This window comes from Amycolatopsis sp. N2S4-7, from assembly GCF_058119595.1.
The window spans coordinates 9,954,192-9,971,399 of the sequence record NZ_CP172299.1 but is presented as its reverse complement, the minus strand read 5'-3'; the positions used below and the strand labels follow the sequence as shown (position 1 = coordinate 9,971,399).

19 protein-coding genes and 1 pseudogene are annotated in these 17,208 nt (G+C 71.3%); 10 read left to right on the top strand and 10 right to left on the bottom strand.

Going from position 1 to position 17,208, the window contains the following annotated elements:
* Nucleotides 1-38 precede the first annotated feature (38 nt).
* Both ACH54P_RS47115 and ACH54P_RS47110 read left to right on the top strand, forming a co-directional pair.
* Nucleotides 39-626 (top strand): CGNR zinc finger domain-containing protein, encoded by a 588-nt coding sequence (locus ACH54P_RS47115; RefSeq protein ID WP_489909816.1) that lies wholly within the window; start codon nucleotides 39-41, stop codon nucleotides 624-626.
* Nucleotides 627-658: 32 nt separating this feature from the next.
* Complete coding sequence (locus ACH54P_RS47110) at nucleotides 659-1,660, top strand: quinone oxidoreductase family protein (RefSeq protein WP_489909815.1); 1,002 nt, start codon at nucleotides 659-661, stop codon at nucleotides 1,658-1,660.
* 19 nt (nucleotides 1,661-1,679) lie between these two features.
* Here the strand turns inward: ACH54P_RS47110 and ACH54P_RS47105 are convergent, their stop codons facing one another.
* Nucleotides 1,680-2,627 (bottom strand): NAD(+)/NADH kinase, encoded by a 948-nt coding sequence (locus ACH54P_RS47105; RefSeq protein WP_489909814.1) that lies wholly within the window; start codon nucleotides 2,625-2,627, stop codon nucleotides 1,680-1,682.
* Nucleotides 2,628-2,685: 58 nt separating this feature from the next.
* Nucleotides 2,686-2,808, bottom strand: coding sequence for a hypothetical protein (locus ACH54P_RS47100; RefSeq protein ID WP_489909813.1), 123 nt, complete (start codon nucleotides 2,806-2,808; stop codon nucleotides 2,686-2,688).
* Nucleotides 2,809-2,948: 140 nt separating this feature from the next.
* Here ACH54P_RS47100 and ACH54P_RS47095 point away from each other — a divergent pair, with 140 nt between their 5' ends.
* A complete protein-coding gene (locus tag ACH54P_RS47095; protein WP_489909811.1) occupies nucleotides 2,949-3,098 on the top strand; it encodes a hypothetical protein in 150 nt (49 codons plus the stop codon).
* Nucleotides 3,099-3,107: 9 nt separating this feature from the next.
* Here the strand turns inward: ACH54P_RS47095 and ACH54P_RS47090 are convergent, their stop codons facing one another.
* Both ACH54P_RS47090 and ACH54P_RS47085 read right to left on the bottom strand, forming a co-directional pair.
* Nucleotides 3,108-3,992, bottom strand: coding sequence for an alpha/beta fold hydrolase (locus ACH54P_RS47090; RefSeq protein ID WP_489909810.1), 885 nt, complete (start codon nucleotides 3,990-3,992; stop codon nucleotides 3,108-3,110).
* Nucleotides 3,989-4,279, bottom strand: a complete 291-nt coding sequence (locus ACH54P_RS47085) for a winged helix-turn-helix transcriptional regulator (protein ID WP_489917042.1) — start codon at nucleotides 4,277-4,279, stop codon at nucleotides 3,989-3,991. Before ACH54P_RS47085 ends, ACH54P_RS47090 begins: the two co-directional genes overlap by 4 nt.
* A 181-nt stretch (nucleotides 4,280-4,460) precedes the next feature.
* Here ACH54P_RS47085 and ACH54P_RS47080 point away from each other — a divergent pair, with 181 nt between their 5' ends.
* A complete protein-coding gene (locus ACH54P_RS47080; protein WP_489909809.1) occupies nucleotides 4,461-5,000 on the top strand; it encodes a hypothetical protein in 540 nt (179 codons plus the stop codon).
* Here ACH54P_RS47080 and ACH54P_RS47075 read toward each other — a convergent pair.
* Nucleotides 4,936-5,871 carry a phosphotransferase gene (locus tag ACH54P_RS47075; RefSeq protein ID WP_489909808.1) on the bottom strand — a complete coding sequence of 312 codons (936 nt, stop codon included), beginning with the start codon at nucleotides 5,869-5,871 and terminating at the stop codon, nucleotides 4,936-4,938. The two genes, ACH54P_RS47080 and ACH54P_RS47075, sit on opposite strands and share 65 nt — an antisense overlap.
* A gap of 128 nt (nucleotides 5,872-5,999) precedes the next feature.
* On the opposite strand from ACH54P_RS47075, the gene ACH54P_RS47070 reads away from it, so the two are divergent.
* Entirely contained in the window at nucleotides 6,000-6,500 is a 501-nt protein-coding gene (locus ACH54P_RS47070; RefSeq protein WP_489909807.1) for a hypothetical protein, read from the top strand.
* A 333-nt stretch (nucleotides 6,501-6,833) separates the two neighbouring features.
* Nucleotides 6,834-7,541 (top strand): FadR/GntR family transcriptional regulator, encoded by a 708-nt coding sequence (locus ACH54P_RS47065; RefSeq protein WP_489909806.1) that lies wholly within the window; start codon nucleotides 6,834-6,836, stop codon nucleotides 7,539-7,541.
* Nucleotides 7,542-7,544: 3 nt separating this feature from the next.
* Here ACH54P_RS47065 and ACH54P_RS47060 read toward each other — a convergent pair whose 3' ends face one another.
* The 4 genes from ACH54P_RS47060 to ACH54P_RS47045 are packed head-to-tail and all read right to left on the bottom strand — an operon-like array spanning nucleotide 7,545 to nucleotide 12,491.
* Nucleotides 7,545-8,570, bottom strand: a complete 1,026-nt coding sequence (locus ACH54P_RS47060; protein WP_489909805.1) for an ABC transporter permease — start codon at nucleotides 8,568-8,570, stop codon at nucleotides 7,545-7,547.
* Nucleotides 8,560-10,062, bottom strand: a complete 1,503-nt coding sequence (locus tag ACH54P_RS47055) for a sugar ABC transporter ATP-binding protein (protein ID WP_489909804.1) — start codon at nucleotides 10,060-10,062, stop codon at nucleotides 8,560-8,562. The genes ACH54P_RS47060 and ACH54P_RS47055 overlap by 11 nt, the downstream gene beginning before the upstream one ends.
* A 22-nt stretch (nucleotides 10,063-10,084) precedes the next feature.
* On the bottom strand, nucleotides 10,085-11,137 hold the full coding sequence (locus ACH54P_RS47050) for a sugar ABC transporter substrate-binding protein (protein ID WP_489909803.1): 1,053 nt from the start codon (nucleotides 11,135-11,137) through the stop codon (nucleotides 10,085-10,087).
* 31 nt (nucleotides 11,138-11,168) lie between these two features.
* Nucleotides 11,169-12,491 (bottom strand): enolase C-terminal domain-like protein, encoded by a 1,323-nt coding sequence (locus tag ACH54P_RS47045; protein ID WP_489909801.1) that lies wholly within the window; start codon nucleotides 12,489-12,491, stop codon nucleotides 11,169-11,171.
* A gap of 255 nt (nucleotides 12,492-12,746) precedes the next feature.
* On the opposite strand from ACH54P_RS47045, the gene ACH54P_RS47040 reads away from it, so the two are divergent.
* From ACH54P_RS47040 to ACH54P_RS47025, 4 genes and pseudogenes are all read left to right on the top strand, one after another.
* Entirely contained in the window at nucleotides 12,747-13,775 is a 1,029-nt protein-coding gene (locus ACH54P_RS47040) for a sugar ABC transporter substrate-binding protein (protein ID WP_489909800.1), read from the top strand.
* A gap of 9 nt (nucleotides 13,776-13,784) precedes the next feature.
* Nucleotides 13,785-14,759: an ABC transporter permease gene (locus tag ACH54P_RS47035; protein WP_489909798.1), complete on the top strand. Its 975-nt coding sequence runs from the start codon at nucleotides 13,785-13,787 to the stop codon at nucleotides 14,757-14,759.
* Nucleotides 14,756-15,535 carry an ATP-binding cassette domain-containing protein gene (locus ACH54P_RS47030; RefSeq protein ID WP_489909797.1) on the top strand — a complete coding sequence of 260 codons (780 nt, stop codon included), beginning with the start codon at nucleotides 14,756-14,758 and terminating at the stop codon, nucleotides 15,533-15,535. The genes ACH54P_RS47035 and ACH54P_RS47030 overlap by 4 nt, the downstream gene beginning before the upstream one ends.
* Before the next feature lie 67 nt (nucleotides 15,536-15,602).
* Nucleotides 15,603-16,285: pseudogene (locus tag ACH54P_RS47025) on the top strand (IS5 family transposase); the annotation flags it as partial.
* A 15-nt stretch (nucleotides 16,286-16,300) separates the two neighbouring features.
* On the opposite strand, the gene ACH54P_RS47020 reads toward ACH54P_RS47025, so the two are convergent.
* Nucleotides 16,301-17,137: a LuxR C-terminal-related transcriptional regulator gene (locus ACH54P_RS47020; protein WP_489909796.1), complete on the bottom strand. Its 837-nt coding sequence runs from the start codon at nucleotides 17,135-17,137 to the stop codon at nucleotides 16,301-16,303.
* Between the last annotated feature and the right edge of the window lie 71 nt (nucleotides 17,138-17,208).

The following is a 17,208-nucleotide window of genomic DNA, read 5'->3' as shown; positions in this document are numbered from 1 at the left end:
ACACGCTGTGAAATAGGCAAACGCGCTACGCTTATTTCATGATCTGGCCCGCCACCTCGCGGTACGACCTCGGGTCCGCCCCCGGCGGCCTGGGGTTCGTCCACGACCTGCTCAACACCCGGTCCGCCGGCCGCCCTCGGCAGCCCGACCTGCTCGCCGAGCCGGCGTCGGCGCAGGAGTGGGCCGAGGAGGCCGTGGCGGCCTGGACCGAGGAGACCGGGCAAGCTGCCCCGCCCGTGACCCTCGGGAAGGACGACCTCGCCCCGCTCCGCGACCTGCGCGCGGACCTCCACGCCCACGTCGCCCGGCACACGGACGGCCCGGCCACGCTCGGGCCGGAGCACCAGGCCGGCGTGGTGCTGCGCCTCGGCCCGGACGGCCGGGTCCGGGCGGAACCCCGCGGCGCCGGCCGGCAGGCCCTGGCGTCGCTCGCCCTGATCGCGATCGCCGACGCCCAGGCCGCCGACACGTGGCGCCGTCTCAAGGCCTGCCGCAACGCCGAGTGCGAGGCCGCCTTCTTCGACCGCTCACGCAACAACAGCGGCACCTGGCACGACGTGCGCGTCTGCGGCCACCCGGCCAACCTGCGCGCCTACCGGGCCCGGCAACGGTCCGAAAAGCCCTGAAACCGAACAGCCATCGCGAAAGAGGAAACAGCATGCGCGCGATCCAGTACGACGAGTTCGGCGGGTACGACGTCCTCAGAACCGTCGATGTCCCGGTCCCCGCACCGAGCCACGGGCAGGCGCTCGTGCGGATCACGCTCGCGGGCGTGAACCCGCTGGACGACACCGTCCGCAGGGGCAAACTCCCCGCCGCGGCCGTCAAGCCGCTGCCGATCCGGCCCGGCGGATTCGGCGTCGGTGTCCTCACCGAGCCCGGCGCCAGCGGGCTTCCGGCCGGTACCCGCGTCATCCTCAGCGGCGGCCGGTACGGCGTCGGCGCCGACGGCGCGTGGGCCGAGTACGTCGCCGTCGACCCGCGCCACGTCGTGCCCATCCCGGACGGCGTCGACGACACCGCCGCGGCCGCGCTCACGGCGGCGACCGGGCACCTCACCGCCTACCTGGCCCTCACCGAACTGGCCGGGTTCCGGCCGGGTCAGTCCGTGCTCGCCCCCGGCGTCGGGGGCGGCGTCGGCCAGGGCGGCGTGGACGTCGCCCGGGTGCTCGGCGCCGGCGCGGCGATCACCACGGCCACCACCACCGCGAAGGCCGAGCGCGGCCGGGCGGCCGGGTTCGAGGTGATCGACCTGTCCGCCGAATCCCTGCGCGACGGCGTGCACCGCCTCACCGGTGGCAACGGCGTCGACATCGTCCTCGACGGCGTCGGCGGCTCCGTCACCGGAGAAGCGCTGGGCACCCTGGCCGTGGACGGCACCCTGGTCAGCATCGGCTACGCGGCGAGCACCCGCACCGAAATCGACGTCACCGACCTCATCTGGAAGAACACCCACCTCCACGGCTTCCGGTTCGCCCTGTTCACCCCGGAACAGATCAACGCCGCGAACACCCGGCTGCTCGACCTGGTGGCCCGCAAGGAGATCACCCCGCTGGTCGACCGGGTGTTCCCGCTGGAGGAGGCGGCGCAGGCCCAACGTCACCTCGCCGAGGGCGGCCCGTTCGGCCGCGTCCTCCTGGCTGTCCAGCAGGACTCGTAGGTGACGCTTCGCGGTCCGCTCAGTCCTCCGGCAGCTCCCGGCGCTTCCGAAGCAGGGCCAGGTCCTCACGCATCTCCGCGGGCAGGAGCTCGGCCATCTGCTCGGGCCGCAGCGGCAGGTCGAGGAGACTGAGCTTGACGCGGCTGCGCTGGGCGTGGCGGCCGGGATCCAGGCGCACGACCAGAGCCGCGTCCGGGCGGAGGGTCGCCGTCAGCGGGGTGGCCGTGGCCAGTGGCCGCCACGCGTTTCCGTCGACGCGCAGCATCGGCGGCGCGCTGCGGGCCACCCCGCGCAGCGCGATGACGTCGCGGGCCGGCAGCACGATCGAACGGCTGACCCCCGACATCGACGCGACCGGCGTCACCGCCAGCACCTCCGCCGCCGGGGAGATCACCGGCCCGCCGGCGGCGTAGTTGTAGGCGGTCGAACCGGTCGGGGTGCTCAGGATCAGCGCGTCACAACGGTAATAGCCGAACTGGGCGCCGTCGACCAGCAGGTCGACCTCCACCGTCGCGCCGGGCTCGGCGCCGCCGACGACCACGTCGTTGAACGCGACCACCTCCGCGTCGCCCACCTCCAGGGCGATGCAGCTGTGCGGCTCGATCTCGAAGTCGCCGTCGGACAGCCGCTCGAGCGCCCCGGCGAGCTCGGCCGGCGCGATCTCGACCAGGAACCCGACGTTGCCGTAGTTCACCCCCAGCACCGGCACCGGCCGCTCGACCGCCAGCCGCATCGCGCCCAGCATCGTGCCGTCTCCGCCGAGACTGACGACGGCGTCCACCCCGGCCGCGAAATCGGCGTCGGACACGACCGCCGCACCGGCCCCGACCTGCGCGGCATCGGTGTCCCGCACCACCAGTTCGACGCCGTGGCGCGCGGCGAACGAGACGAGCACCTCGACCGAATCGCGCACCGGCTTCCGCGGGTGCGCCACCACACCGACGCGAGTGATCCCAGAATCCGCCACGGGACTCATTCTGGCCGCTCGGCCGGCCGGCGCACGCCGAAGACCGCCTCGATCGTGGTCACCCCGTCGCGGTGGTGCGAGCCGGTGGTCCGGCGAGGACGTCGAGGCAGGCGTCGACGCGGCGGCGCAGGGAGGCGGCGGTGATCGTGCCGCCGGCCGCTTCGGCCGGCAGCCGGATCACCTCGTTGATGCCGCCCAGGACGAAGTCGGCCAGCGTCGCCGGGTCCGGGAGGTGGTCGACGAGCCGGAGGCAGGCCGGGTGCAGCAGGTCGCGGCGAGCACGAACCGCTCGACCCGCAGCTGTTCACCTCGCTCACCCCGTTGGGCATCTACCAGGGCGTCACCGAGAACATCACGCTGTCCCGGACCCCGCACCACTACCTGAACGTGCTCTCCCCGCGCGGCGCGGACCAGCCGGTCTGGCTCCCGCGGCCGCACAAGCCGGACGTCACCGCGTGGGGGCGCGGCTGATCAGCTCCGTCACAGCAGCCACTGCCGGACGGTCAGCACGGCGTCGGCGAAGGCGGCGGGGGCCTCCTGGGGGAGGTTGTGCCCCGCGTCGATCACGCGGTGCTCGTGGCGGGCGGTGAACATGGCGGCCTGGTCCGCCGTGCCGCCCGGTTTGAGGGTGTCGCTCGCCCCGTCCAGGGTCACGGCCGGGACGGTGATCTTCGGACGGTGGGTGAGCCGTTCCTCCAGCTCCTCGTAGGCCGGGTCGCCCTCCGCCGTGCCGAAGCTGTGGCGGTAGGCGTGGATCACGACGTCGACGAAGTCCGGGTTGTCGAACGACGTGGCCGTCCGGTCGAACGTCTCGTCGTCGAACCGCCAGTGCGGCGACCACTGCCGCCAGAGCATGCGGCACAACTCGCGGCGGTGGGCGGCGAGGCTTTCCCGGCCCCGTTCGGTCTGGAACAGGTGCTGGTACCAGACGGCGTGCTCCAGTGCGGGATCGAAAGCGTGTTTCTGCCGGTCGATGTCGATGACGTCGTAGCTCGCCAAGCTCACCAGCCCGGCGACGCGCTCGGGCCACAGGGCCGTGGCGACGCAGGAGGCCAGGCCGCCCCAGTCGTAGCCGGCGAGGATGGCGGTGTCCAGGCCCAGGGCGTCCAGCAAGGCGATCAGGTCGGCGCCGAGGGCCGCCTGCTGCCCGCTGCGGAGTGTGGCGGCGGTCCGGAAGCGGGTGGGACCGAAGCCACGCTGCCAAGGGCGGACGACCCGGGCGCCGCGGGCGACGAGCACCGGGACGACCTCGTCGTAGGCGTGCACGTCGAAGGGGAACCCGTGTGCCAGCACGACCGGCCACCCGTCGCCAGGGCCGTCCTCGAGGTAGCCCACCGAGAGAACTCCCGCGTCGACTGTCTTCACGTCCTGCTCCCGTCTCGTCGGCTGCGTGCGGCCGATCTTGACACAGCCCGAGCTGCTGCGCGGTCTCCGCAGAACTTCTCCTGTGCCGCTTGACATCCGCAGGGCTCCCGCGTCAGCGGGCCGACGACCGCCCACCGGAGCAGGCAGAGGAACGGCCGGCGGAAAGACTCACCCAGGGGCGTGAGGGAGTACTCCACGCCGACCGGCGATGTCTCGAGTACCCGGCGCCGGATCAGGCCGTTGCGTTCCAGGCGGCGCCGCGTCTGGGTGAGCACTCGCTGCGTCAGCCGGTGTTCCGGCTGATGTGGCCGAACCTCGTGCTGCGGTTCGCGTTGTTCCTCACCGAACCGCGGGATGCGCTGCGGCGATCAGCACCGGAGGCCGCCGCGGAGCCGGTTGCCTCATGCACCCAGCGTGGCGGGCCCGGCCCGGGACCGGTCCCCCGAAACCGTCGCTAGCGTGCGATCCATGACCGGACTGGGCGCCTACGTCGAACGCTACGAGACGAACAACCGCCGGCGGGCCGTGCGGGCGGCGGCCGCGATGGCCATCGGCGCGCCCGTCGCCGCGTTCGGGGTCGTCCTGATCGTCATCGTCGATCAAGGCGGAACCACGGGCGCGGCAATGATGTTCCCCGGAGTGATCATCGGCGCCGGGCTGGGTCTCGCGTTGTTGGGTGTCACGCTCGCCTGCCAGACCGTCACCCGGCGGGGCGAGTCCTTCACGCTGTACGAAGCGGGGTTCGTGCACGCCAAGGCCAAGACGAGCACCGAGGTGCCGTGGACCGAGATCGAGTCGGTCGTCGACATCACCAAGCAGAACGTGCTCGCCAAGGCGTTCGGTGGCGACGTCGGCTGCCTCGTCAAGCTCACCGGCGGCCGGAAGCTGGTGCTCAACGGGTTCACCGAGGGAGCCGCCCTGCTGACCCTTCGGATCTTCGAGGCTACCGCGAGCCGGCACCGGCATGACGGAGACGCTCTCGGGCCTCCTTCTCCGACAGCGAGGTGACGGGCCGCCCGACCGTGTGCTGGTACTTGGCGTCGTAGGCCCTGGTCCAGACGCCTGCCGCCCACGCCCGCCGGAGTTCGCCGGCGCTGAGCTCCCGGCCACGCGCACGGCCGTACGCGACGAGGAACCGGTGGGTGTCCTCGACGGTGGCCAGCTCGTCCGCGTTGACGGTCGAATACAGCGCAGCGGCGAAACCGGCCAGGACGGCTTCGCTCTCCGCGATCACGCTGTCCCAGTCGTGCACCACCAGCAGCTCGTCTCCGCTCCAGCGCAGGTTGCCGGCAAGCCAGTCGCAGTGGCCGAGCACGGCGCCGGACGCGCCGGCGCGCAGCCGGTCACGGGCACGGCGCCCGGCATCGTCGATCCACTCCGCGCCGGATCCCTCGTCGAGGTTGACGCCGGGGTCCTCCGGCCGCGGCCACAGTCCGTCCCCGCCGTGGTCCCAGGCCGCCCACGACGGTGGCGGGTCGAGCGTGGGCACCTCGTCCGGCCGCGGAGCCGACCGGATCAGCCACGCGAACGCCTCAGCGTTGGCCACGGCCGCGCGCTCCGGGCTCGGGAGCACCGCACCGCCAGGAACGTAAGCCTCCGCGGTCGCGACGTCGCCACCGAGCGGCGCGGCGCCGGTGAGGGGCCGCGGACACGGATAACCGGCCCGGAACACGCGGCGCTGGACTTCCACGCACGCCGCGATCCGCGGCGAGTCCGGACGAACCTTGACCACGACCTCACGGCCGTCGGCCAGCCGCAGCCCGATGACGGCGGACAGGAACCCGGACCTGAACAACTCCTCGGCCGGCGGGCTGCCCAGCTGCTCCACGCACCACTGGGCAAGGCGGTCAGGATCGACGGCACGCGCGCGAGGTGGCATCGGAGCATCCTCACACGCTCTGCTGCCGTCCAACACCCGAGACGGCAGGACGCCGGCCGACGGGGACCCCTCCCCGGGCTCCTCCGGTAAAACCGTTGCACCAGACCGACGAACCGAGGAGTCATGTCGTGCCCACGCTCGGCAGATCGGCAGTGGCTTTGGCCGTCGCCACGGCGCTCGCCGGCTGCACCGCCGCGCCGCCACCACCTCCGCCTTCGCCACCGACGAGCAGCGCGGCACCCACCGCGAGCACCTCGCCGGCCCCCGACATCGCCCACGAGGCCGTGTGCGGTCAGTTGGAGGTGTTTTCCGTCTTGGTGGTCCACTTCAGCGCCGGCCTCGCCAAAACGGTCATGCCCGATCACGGCGGCAGCGGGGAAGCACCCGGGGCCGCCGAACTCACCCGGCAAGCCGACGTGATCGCCGGCACCGGCGCCGAGCTGGCGAGGATCGCGCCGCCCGAGGTGAAGGCCGACGTCGGCACGGTGCTCAAGGCCGTCGCCGACGCGAAGGCACACCTCAAACCCGGCGAAACCTACGGATCCGCCGTCGAACCGATGTACCGCCAGGACACGGAGACGGCACGCAAGGCGCTCGACCAGTACGGCCCTTGCGGTCGGCACGGCTGAGAAAGCCGTCTTCGGAAACCGGGGCGAAGGGAGCACAGCTCTACGCCGCGATCACGACCGACGATCCGCCGGCGCCGTCGGCCTACGCCAAGAAGCTCGCCCAGCACCTGGCTCAAGGTTTCCGAGGCGATGGCTTCTTCTCCGCCGGTCGACCGCAGGTGCCCCTGCGGGCGCCCCCTCGCGCCGGCCACCAGTCGTCGATGCCGGGCGCGGACCACCAGGCATCACATGTTTCGGGGCTCATATCGTCGAAATAGCCGAACAACCTCGCCGCAACCGAGCATTCATCATACGAATGATAGAGTCTCGGCAGTCGACAGCCCGAGGAGTGCCATGGCGAGGTCCCTGACCGACGAAGCGATCGACCGGATCCGGGAGTTCGTCCGGTCCGGGCGGTTCCCCGCCGGCGCCAAGCTGCCTCCCGAACACGAGCTCGCCACCGAGCTGGGCATTTCCCGCAGCCCCACCCGGGAAGCCGTGAAAGCGCTGGCGCTGGCCCGGGTCCTGGAAGTCCGCCGCGGTGACGGCACCTACGTCACGAGCCTCGCCCCCAGCCTGCTGCTCGAAGGTCTCGGCAACGCGGTGGCGCTCATGCAGGGCGGCACCGTGCTCGAGCTGACCGAGGTGCGCCGGCTCCTGGAGCCCGCCGCCACCGGCCTCGCCGCGACCCGGATCACCGACGCGCAGCTCGCCACCGTCGCCGAACTGCTCGACGCGATGGAGGAAGCCGTCGAGGACGTCGAACGCCTCACGGTGCTCGACGCCGCCTTCCACCGCGCGGTGGTCACCGCGGCGGGGAACGAAACGCTCACCGCCCTGCTGGACGGCATCTCCTCCCAGACGCTGCGGGCGAGGATCTGGCGTGGCACCGTCGACCGGGGCGTGACGCACGAGACCCTGTCCCAGCACAAGGCGATCTACGACGCACTGGCCGGCCGCGACCCGGCCGTGGCCACCGCGGCCGCCCTGATGCACGTGGACACCTCCGAGCGCTGGCTGCGGGCGCACCTGGCCGATCTCCCGGACCCCGAAGCCGGGTAGCCCTCAGTTCTGCCGCTTGCCGCTGGTGATGCGGGACATCACCAGCGCGACCAGGATGATCGTGCCGTTGAGCGCCCCGATCCACTGGGCAGGCACTCCGGCCAGCGTGAGCACGTTCTGGATCATGTACAGCAGCAGGATCCCGGTGAAGGCGCCGAACAGCGTGCCGCGGCCGCCGTTCAAGCTGACGCCGCCGATCACCGCGGCCGCGAAGACGGTGAAGATGTAGCCGTTGCCCTGCGCCGCGGCCACGGACGCGAGCCGGCCCGAAAGCAGCAGACCGCCGATCGCGGCCAGGACGCTCGCCCCGATCAGGACGATCCACACGATGCGATCGGTCCGGATCCCCGCGGCCTTCGCCGCGTCCTCGTTGCCGCCGATCGCGTAGAGGCTGCGGCCGAACCGGGTGTAGCCGAGCAGGACGATCCCGCCGGCGAACAGGAGCACGCAGATCCAGATGGAGGCCGGGATCCCGGCCCACAGCGTCGTGCCGAGGTAGAGCATCGAGTCGGGCATGCCGAAGAACGTCTGGCCGCCGGAGATCCCGGTGAGCAGGCCGCGCAGCACGATCAGCATGCCGAGGGTGACCACGAACCCGCTCAGCCCGAACCGCACGACCAGCAGGGCGTTGAGCGCGCCGACCACGACCCCGACCGCGAGCACGACAGGCACCGCGGTCCACGCGGGGAGCAGCCCGAGGGAATGGCCGCCCTCGATCGTCAGCCAGGCCGCCACGCCGGGGGCCAGCCCGAACGTGGATTCCAGCGACAGGTCCATCTTGCCGACGACCAGGACCAGGGTCTGGGCGAGCACCAGCAGCGCGATCTCCGACATGGTCTGCAGGATGTTGAGCACGTTGTCGTACTGGAGGAACACGGGGTTCACCAGCTGGCCGACCACGGCGATCGCGATGATCCCGGGTACCAGCGCGACGTCGCGCAGGCGGGCGAAGGCGATGCGCCGCGGCGGCCCCGCGGCGGTGGGCTCGGTCCGCGCCTCCGCACGCACCGCGGCAGGGCTATCCGGCATCGAGGTCGACTCCTTCCATCGCGGCCACGACCTCTCGGTCCGGCCGGCCGGCGGGCAGTTCGGCGGTGAGCCGCCCGTGGACCATGACGAGCACGCGGTCGCAGAGGCGCAGGTCGTCCAGCTCGTCGGAGGCGATCAGCACCGCGGTGCCCTCGGCGGCGGCTTCGGCCACCTTGCCGAGGAGGAACTCCTTCGACCGCACGTCCACCCCCGCGGTCGGCGTGATCAGCACCAGCAGCCGGGGATCGACGGCGAGCGCCCGGGCCAGGACGACCTTCTGCTGGTTGCCGCCGGAGAGCGCCGACACCGCGAGCTCCGGACCGGGCGTCTTCACCGCCAGCCGGGCGATCAGCGTCCCGGCCAGCCGGTCACGGAGGCCGGACCGGACGAAGATGCCCGGGCCGAGCCGGTCCATGACGGACATGGTGGTGTTGTCCGCGATGGACATCTCCGGCACGAACCCCTGGCGGTGCCGGTCTTCCGGGACGAAGCCGATGCCGGCGGCGAGTGCCGCCGGGACGTCCCCGGGGCGGGGACGGCGGTCCCCGACGGCGATGGTTCCCGAGCCGGCCGCCCGCAGCCCGCTCACCGTCTCGGCGACCTCGGTCTTGCCGCTCCCGCCCGCCCCGGCCAGACCGACGATCTCCCCCGGCGCGATGTCGAAGGAAACCCTTTCGTAGCTGGGGACGAGGCTCAGTTCGCGCACCTCGAGCACGGGCGGCTCACCGCGCCGGGCGGTGGAAACGCGTTCGGCGGAGACGACGGTGTTCTCCCCGGTCATCGCGGCGACGAGGTCGGCCTTCGGCAGCTCGGCGACCGGCGCGGTCAGGACGTGCCGGGCGTCGCGGTAGACCGTGACCGTGTCGCAGATGTCGTAGACCTCCTGCAGGTGGTGGCTGATGAACAGGAACGTCACCCCCTGCCGCTGCAGCTCCGCGATGTGGCCGAAGAGCCGGGTGATGGCGCCGCCGTCCAGCTGCGCGGTCGGCTCGTCGAGGATGACGAACCGGGCGCCGAAGGACAGCGCTCGCGCGATCTCGACGAACTGCCGCTGCTCGACGCCGAGTTCGCCCGCCGGCCGGTGGACGTCGACGTCCACCGACCACCGTTCGAGCAGCTGGGTGGCCGCGCGGCGCACCGACGGCCAGCGGACGAAACCGCGCCGGGTCTCCTGCCGGTTCAGGAACAGGTTCTCCGCCACCGAAAGGTCGGGGATGATCGTCGACCGCTGGTACACGCAGGCGACCAGCGATCGCCACCTGTCCCGATCGGACAGTCCCGGCGCCCGCTCGCCGTTCACCAGCAGGGAACCGGAGTCCGGTTCGGTCAGGCCGGTGAGGATGGAGACGAGCGTCGACTTCCCCGCGCCGTTGCGGCCGACGAGCGCGTGGGTCTGTCCCGGGAGGACGGTGAGGTCGGCGTGGTCCAGCGCGACGGTGGCGCCGTAGCGCTTGACCACCTGCCGCGCTTCGACAACCGGCACGGTGCTCATGGTCACCTCCGTTCCGAAGCGGTCAGCTCTTGCTGTTGCCCCACAGGGACTGGTCGTCGACCTTCACGCTGCCGACCGGCCCGAAGGTGGCACCGTCCGCGGTGACCAGGGGCGCGGCCAGCTGGTCCTCCATCAGGCCGTCGCGGACCGCCACGATGGTGCTGTCGTGGCCGGTCTTGCCCGGCACCGGCGTCTTGCCCGCGATCGCGTCCTTGACGTACTGCAGCGCGTACTTGGCGAACAGGTCCGCGGGCTGGGAAACGGTCGCGTCCATCTCCCCCGCCCGGATCTTCGCGAGTTCCTCGGGGATGCCGTCGTTGGACACGACGAACACGTGTTTCGGATCGGCGGCCGGCACGAGCAGGTTCCGTTGCTTCAGCAGCTGCAGCGTGCCCGACAGCGCGAAGCTGGACTGCATGTAGACACCCTTGATGTCCGGGTTCGCGGTCAGCCGGGTCTGGAGTTTCTGGGCCGCGGTGCCGGCGTCCCAGTTGGTGGCTTCGCCGAAGACCGTGATCCCGGGGAAGTTCTTCTTCATGCAGTCGTTGAACGCTTCGGTGCGATCGCGCCCGTTGATCGACGCGAGATCACCCTGCAGCATGACGACCTTTCCCTGGCCGCGGAGCTTCGTGCCGAGGAACTGGCAGGCCTTCTCCCCGTACGCGCGGTTGTCCGCCCGCACGACCATGTAGACGTTCCCCTGGTCGGGCCGGGTGTCGACGGACACGACCGGGATCTTCTTGGCGGCCAGCTGCTGCAGGGTCGGGACGATCGCCGCGGTGTCCTGCGGCGCCATGACGACGCCCTTGACGCCCTGGCTGATCATCGTCTGCACGTTGGCGGTCAGGGTGGCGACGTCGTTCTGCGAGTTCGTGGTCTTGAGCTCGAACCCGTCCTCGCCGGCGAACCGGGGCACGTACTTGATGTAGGCGTTCCAGAAGTCGGTGTCCGAGCGGGGGTAGTCGACGCCGACGACGGTTCCGCCGGCCGCGGAGGTGCCGCCGCCACCGCAGCCGGCGAGGACCGCCGCGGCGAGGACGCCGGCGACAGGGGCGCACAGGGACCGGATCTTCATGACCTCTCCTCGTTGACGGGTGGGGACGTGGTCACGCGACCACCACGGTTTTCTCGTGCCAGACCGGACCGTCGGGGTACCGGTACCGCGCCACCGACTCGGCGTGCAGCCGGGCCCCGAGGCCGGGCCGCTCCGGCGCCAGGTACCTCCCCCGCTCGACCCGCACCGGGTCGGCGAAGTGCTCGTGCAGGTGGTCGACGTACTCGATGACGCGGTCGTGGCGGGTACCGCTCACCGCGACGAAGTCGAACATCGCCAGGTGCTGCACCATCTCGCAGAGCCCGACCCCGCCCGCGTGCGGACACACCGGAACCCCGAACTTCGCGGCCAGCAGCAGGATCGCGATGTTCTCGGTGACGCCGGCGACCCGGCTCGCGTCGAGCTGGAGGACGTCGATCGCCTCCGCCTGCAGCAGCTGCTTGAACATCACCGCGTTGGCGGTGTGCTCGCCGGTGGCCACCTTGATCGGCGCCACCGCCCGGCGGATCGTGGCGTGGCCGAGCACGTCGTCGGGTGAAGTCGGCTCCTCGATCCAGTACGGGTCGAACTCCGCCAGCGGCCGCAGCCAGGCGATGGCCTGGCCGACTCCCCAGGCCTGGTTGGCGTCGAGGGCGATCCGCACGTCCGGGCCGACGACCTCGCGCGCCAGCCGGAGTCGCCTGACGTCTTCGTCGAGGTCGGCCCCGACCTTGAGCTTGATCTGGGTGAAGCCGTCCCGGACCGCCTCCGACGCGAGCGCCGCCAGCTTCTCCGGTGAGTAGCCGAGCCAGCCGGGTGTGGTGGTGTAGGCGGGGTAGCCCGACGCGAGCAGCTCGGCCCGGCGAGCCGCCCGGCCCGGCTCGGCGCGCCGGAGGATGTCCAGTGCTTCGTCGCGGGTAAGCGCTTCCTGGAGGTAGCGGTAATCGATCAGGTCGGCCAGGTCCGCCGGCGACATCCCGGCGAGCAGCCGCCAGACGGGCACGCCTTCGCGCCGGGCCCGCAGGTCCCACGCGGCGTTGACGATCGCCGCCGCGGCCATGTGGATCGCTCCCTTGTCGGGACCGAGCCACCGGAGCTGGCTGTCGCCGGTCAGCCGGCGCGAGAAGCCCCCGAGGTCGGCGAGCGCGTCGTCCACCGGCATGCCCGCGACCAGGGGCACCAACGCCCGGACCGCGGCGACCTGCAGGTCGTTGCCGCGTCCGACGGTGAACGCGAGGCCGTACCCCTCGTCTCCGGCGCTCGTGCGGATCGTCACGTAGGCGGCGGAATAGTCGGGTTCCGGGTTCATCGCGTCCGAACCGTCCAGGGTCAACGAGGTCGGGAAGCGCACGTCCACGGCTTCGATCGCGCTGATCACCTCGGGCACGGACGCCACCTTCCCTCGACAACGAGCCAGACAACATACGTATGGCTACGCTCCGGCCGAGCAAAAGTCCAGAACTCCGATAGATTCGCAAAACTTCTGGTTGAGACATCATACGTCTGCTAGGGTCTGGGTCGCTGGACCGTGAACGACCCGTCGTAGCCGGAGCACTGCCGCTGAGACGATTGCGGGGTCACGATGACTGCTGGAGCGAGCGCCACTTCCCGAAGAACCGCGCTGAAGTACCTGGGGGCCGGTGGTGCGACAGTGGCCGCGAGCACGCTGCTCGCGGCGTGCACCGGCGTCCAAGAGGCCCAGAACGGTGGCGGCTCGGGCCCGTTCCCGAGCACGCCGGGGTGGCGGTTCGTGTTCGTCAACCACGTCACCACGAACTCCTTCTTCGTGCCGACGCGGTCCGGGCTCGCCGACGCCGCGGCGTTGCTCGGGGTGCCCGAGCCACAGTGGACCGGCTCGGAGAACGGCAACGTCGCGCAGATGGCGAGCGCCATGGACACCGCGATCACCGGCAAGGCCGACGGGATCGCGATCGCGCTGACCGACGACAACGCGTTCGTCGACCTCACCAAACGCGCGCTGGGCCAGGGCATTCCGGTGATCGCCTACAACGCGAGCGCGGCCGGCAACTACCCGCTCACCTACGTCGGCCAGGACCTGTACCTCTCCGGTTTCCGGATGGGGCAACGGATCGCGCAGAAGGTGACCTCCGGCGACATCCTGGTCGGCATCGCCCAGCCCGGCGGCAACAACGTCCAGCCGCGGCTCGACGGCATCACCGACGCGCTGAAGCAGGCCGCGCCCGGCGTGCGCGTCCAGTCGGTGAACACCGGGGCCGAGCAGGCCGGCGAACTCAACGCGATGACCGCCGCGTACACCGGGAACTCCGCGGTCAAAGGGATCTACGCGGTCGACGCCGGCAGCACCGCCGCGTGCGCCAAGCTGATCGCCGACCGCAAGCTGTCCGGCAAGATCGGCAGCGGCGGGTTCGACCTGCTCGAGGCCACGGTGTCCGGGGTGAAGGACGGCGCGCTCGACTTCACCATCGACCAGTCCCCCTACCTCCAGGGTTTCCTTTCCGTGCTGTACCTGTACCTGTTCCGGCTGTCCGGGACGCTGGTGGCACCCCCGGTCACCGACACCGGCCTCACGTTCGTCACCAAGGAGAACGTCGGTCCGTACGCCTCGGCGGACAGCAGGTTCGAAGGCGGTACCAAGAAGGACGTCATCGCGATGCCGGGCTCGATCCCGTTGCCGCCCGCGTCCACGCCGAGCCGGTAGGCGCCGGCGATGTCGCTGAGACCGATGCTCCTCGGCGTCCTGCACGTCAAGGAGCTGAGCATCCTGCTGGTCACCATCGCCGCGGGGAGCTACTTCACGGTGACCAGCGGGGCGTTCAACTCCCTGGACAACTACCAGACGATCGCCCAGTACGTGGCACCGTGGTCGATCATCGCCGCCGGGCAGGTGATGCTCTTGATCTGCGGCGAGATCGACCTGTCCGCCGGATTCGTGTTCACCCTCGCCCCGTTCCTGCTCATGCAGTTCTTCGTCAACGGCTGGCCGCTGTGGCTCGCGCTGCTCGGCGCGGTCGTGGTGAGCACGGCGATCGGGGTGGTGAACGGGCTGATCCGGACGGTGCTGGGGATCCCGTCGTTCATCACGACCCTGGGCATGGCGTTCCTGTTGCAGGGCCTGGTCCTGATCATCTCCAACGCCCGTCCGGTCGCGGCCCCGAAGGACGGCTGGGTGGTCGGCGTCTTCGGCGGGGCACCCTGGACCGAGTTCCTGTGGGCCGTCGGCCTGGTCGTCGTCGTGCAGGTGGTGCTTTCGGCCACCCGGTTCGGCATCCACACGCAGGCCACCGGCGGGAACCCGGTCGGCGCCGCGGAATCGGGGATCGGGGTCAACCGGGTGAAGGTGGTCAACTTCGCGATCACCAGCACCCTGGCGGGGCTGGCCGGCATCCTGCAGGGCACCCGGGTCGGCTCCTACGACCCGACCAACGGCGGGTTCACCACGATGTTCTTCGCGGTGGCCTCGGCCGTGATCGGCGGCACCGCGCTGCTCGGCGGGTCCGGCACGGTGGCCGGCGCGTTCCTCGGCGCGCTGCTGCTGGGCATCGTGTTCGACGGCTTCAACCTGACCGGGGTCAGCGCGAACGCGTTCAACGTCGTGCTCGGCGCCGCCATCCTGCTCGCGATGGTGCTGAACGTGACGCTCATCGTGGTGCGCAAGCGCCTCGGCTCCCGGGAGCTGACATGACCGCGGAACCGGACGCCGAGGTCATCCGGGTCGAGGGCGTCAGCAAGAAGTTCGGCCCGGTCACCGCGCTCGCCGACGTCCACCTGCACGTGCGCCGCGGCGAAATCCTCGGGCTCATCGGGGACAACGGCGCCGGCAAGTCCACGTTGATCAAGATCCTCACCGGCTACCACCAGCCGGACGGCGGGCGCATCCTGTTCGAGGGCGAGCCGGCCACGCTGAAGTCCGTGGTGCACGCGCGGTCGCTGGGCATCGAGACGGTGTTCCAGGACCTGGCGATGGTCGACGACCTGCCGGTGTACCTGAACCTGCACCTCAACCGCGAGCTCACCCACCGCCCGCTGCCGTTCCTGCGTCGTGCCGAGATGAAGCGCCGCGCCCGCGAAGCACTGGACTCGATCGGCATCGACATCCCGTCGGTGACCGCCGAGGTCGGCATGCTCTCCGGCGGCCAGCGGCAGGCGATCGCGGTGGCCCGTTCGGTGTACTCGAAAGCGAAGCTGCTGCTGCTCGACGAGCCGCTCGCCGCGATGGGCGCCAAGGAGAGCGCGGTGATCCTGCGCCTGCTGCAGGAGCTGAAGCAGCGCGGGGACATCGCCATCATCCTCATCGCCCACAACTACGGGCAGGTGACCGACGTCTGCGACCGGGTGAACCTGCTGCAGCACGGCGAGATCACCTTCGACCGCCGGTCCCGGGACACCTCGGTGGCCGAGCTCCTCGAGCTGGTGAACGCGGAATACCGCCTCGACGGCGGATCCGACCCCCGCGGCTAAGAGGTCAGTTCAGAATGAGTCGGTGTGTCGTCTTTGTGCCGGCCGCGGGGCTTTCCAGAATCCTCGCATGCGTGAGGAGGTCCTGACCGACGAGCAGTGGGAGCGGCTGGAGCCGCTTCTTCCGGTGCACCCACGGCGTTTCCGGTACCCGGCCGCCAGCGTGCCGACGACCGCGCCGCACTCGAAGGCATCCTGTCCGTGCTACGCACCGGCATCGGCTGGAACCCCCTTGCCCACCGCGCGCTTCCGGGCGACCTGCCGGCGGCGGCTGGCCGCGCTGGTCGACTCGACCCACCGGCGTGCGCTCAAAGGGGGGGCACGCCGGGCCCAGCCCGGTCGACCGCCGCAGACCCGGCTCCAAGCACCACCTGATCACCGACGCCCACGGCACCCCACTCGCCGCTACGCTGACCGGCGGCCATCGCCATGACGTCACCCAGCTGATCCCGCTGCTCGACGCCCATTCCCGCCATCCGGGGAAACGTCGGCAAGCCACGGCGCCGTCCTCGCCGGCTCTACGCCGACCGTGGCCACGACCACGCCAAGTACCGTCGCCTGGTCCGCGCCCGTGGCAACACACCGCTCATCGCCCGCCGCGGCGTCGAGCACGGCTCCGGTCTCGGCACGATCCGCTGGCCCGTGGAACGCACGTTCGCTTGGCTCAAAGCTTCCGGCGCCTGCGCAGCCGCACCGAACGACGAGCCGACCATCCTCAGCCTGGCCTGCTCGGTTATCTGCCTCCGCAAACTCATCCTGAACCGACCCCTAAGGGATCAGACCGAGCCGCCGGGCCCGGGCCACCGCCTCCATGCGCCCGTGGGCGCCCAGCTTGACCAGGAGGTTCTTGACGTGGTCCTTCACGGTGTGGACGCCGATGCCGAGCCGGTCGGCGATGCCCCGGTTCGGCAAGCCCGTCGAGAGCAGGGCCAGCACGTCCCGCTCCCGGCCGGTCAGCCGGGGCACGTCCGGCGAGGGCTCGCCGACCAGGAGACCGGCGGTGTCCAGCAGCCGCGCGCGCAGCCGGGGGTCACCGACCTCGTCGGCGAGGGTTCGCAGGTCCGCGTACGCCTCGGCCACGCGTGAAAGCCGGATGCTGTCCTCGGCGGTGTGCCGGTCCCGCAGCCGCCGGAGAACGTCGGTGACGGCCAGGTCCTGTTCGAGCGCGCGGGCTTCGCGGGACACCGCGTCGAGCAGGCGCCCCATCTCCCGCTGGCTGGTGCGCAGGGCGACGTAGAGCACGGCGACCGAGCGCCGCGCCACGATCACCGGGGCCGCCGCCATCGCCCGCAGCGCTTCGGCCCGGATCACCTGGTCGTAGCGGTGGGTGATCACCGGCGAACGGACGTAGTCCGGGAGGGACAGCGCCCGCTGCTGGTAGGCCACCTGGCCGCCCACGCCCTGCCCGGCGCCGAGCAGGACGCCGCGGAGGGGACCGACGACGGGACCGTCGAACGCGTTGAGCAGGACACCCGACCGGGTGACCCGCCCGGCGAACGTGAGGCTCACCCCGGTCCCAGCACGCAGCCTCGCCAGGGCCGCGGCCACCGCCGGGGCCAGCGGATCGACCCCCCTCTTCGGGGGGTGGTTCGCCTCATCGCTCACCGCCACAGTGTGACCCGGGCGGTGCCCGCTGACAATCGCTCACCGTCCGAACCGGACCGGATGATCTCGGA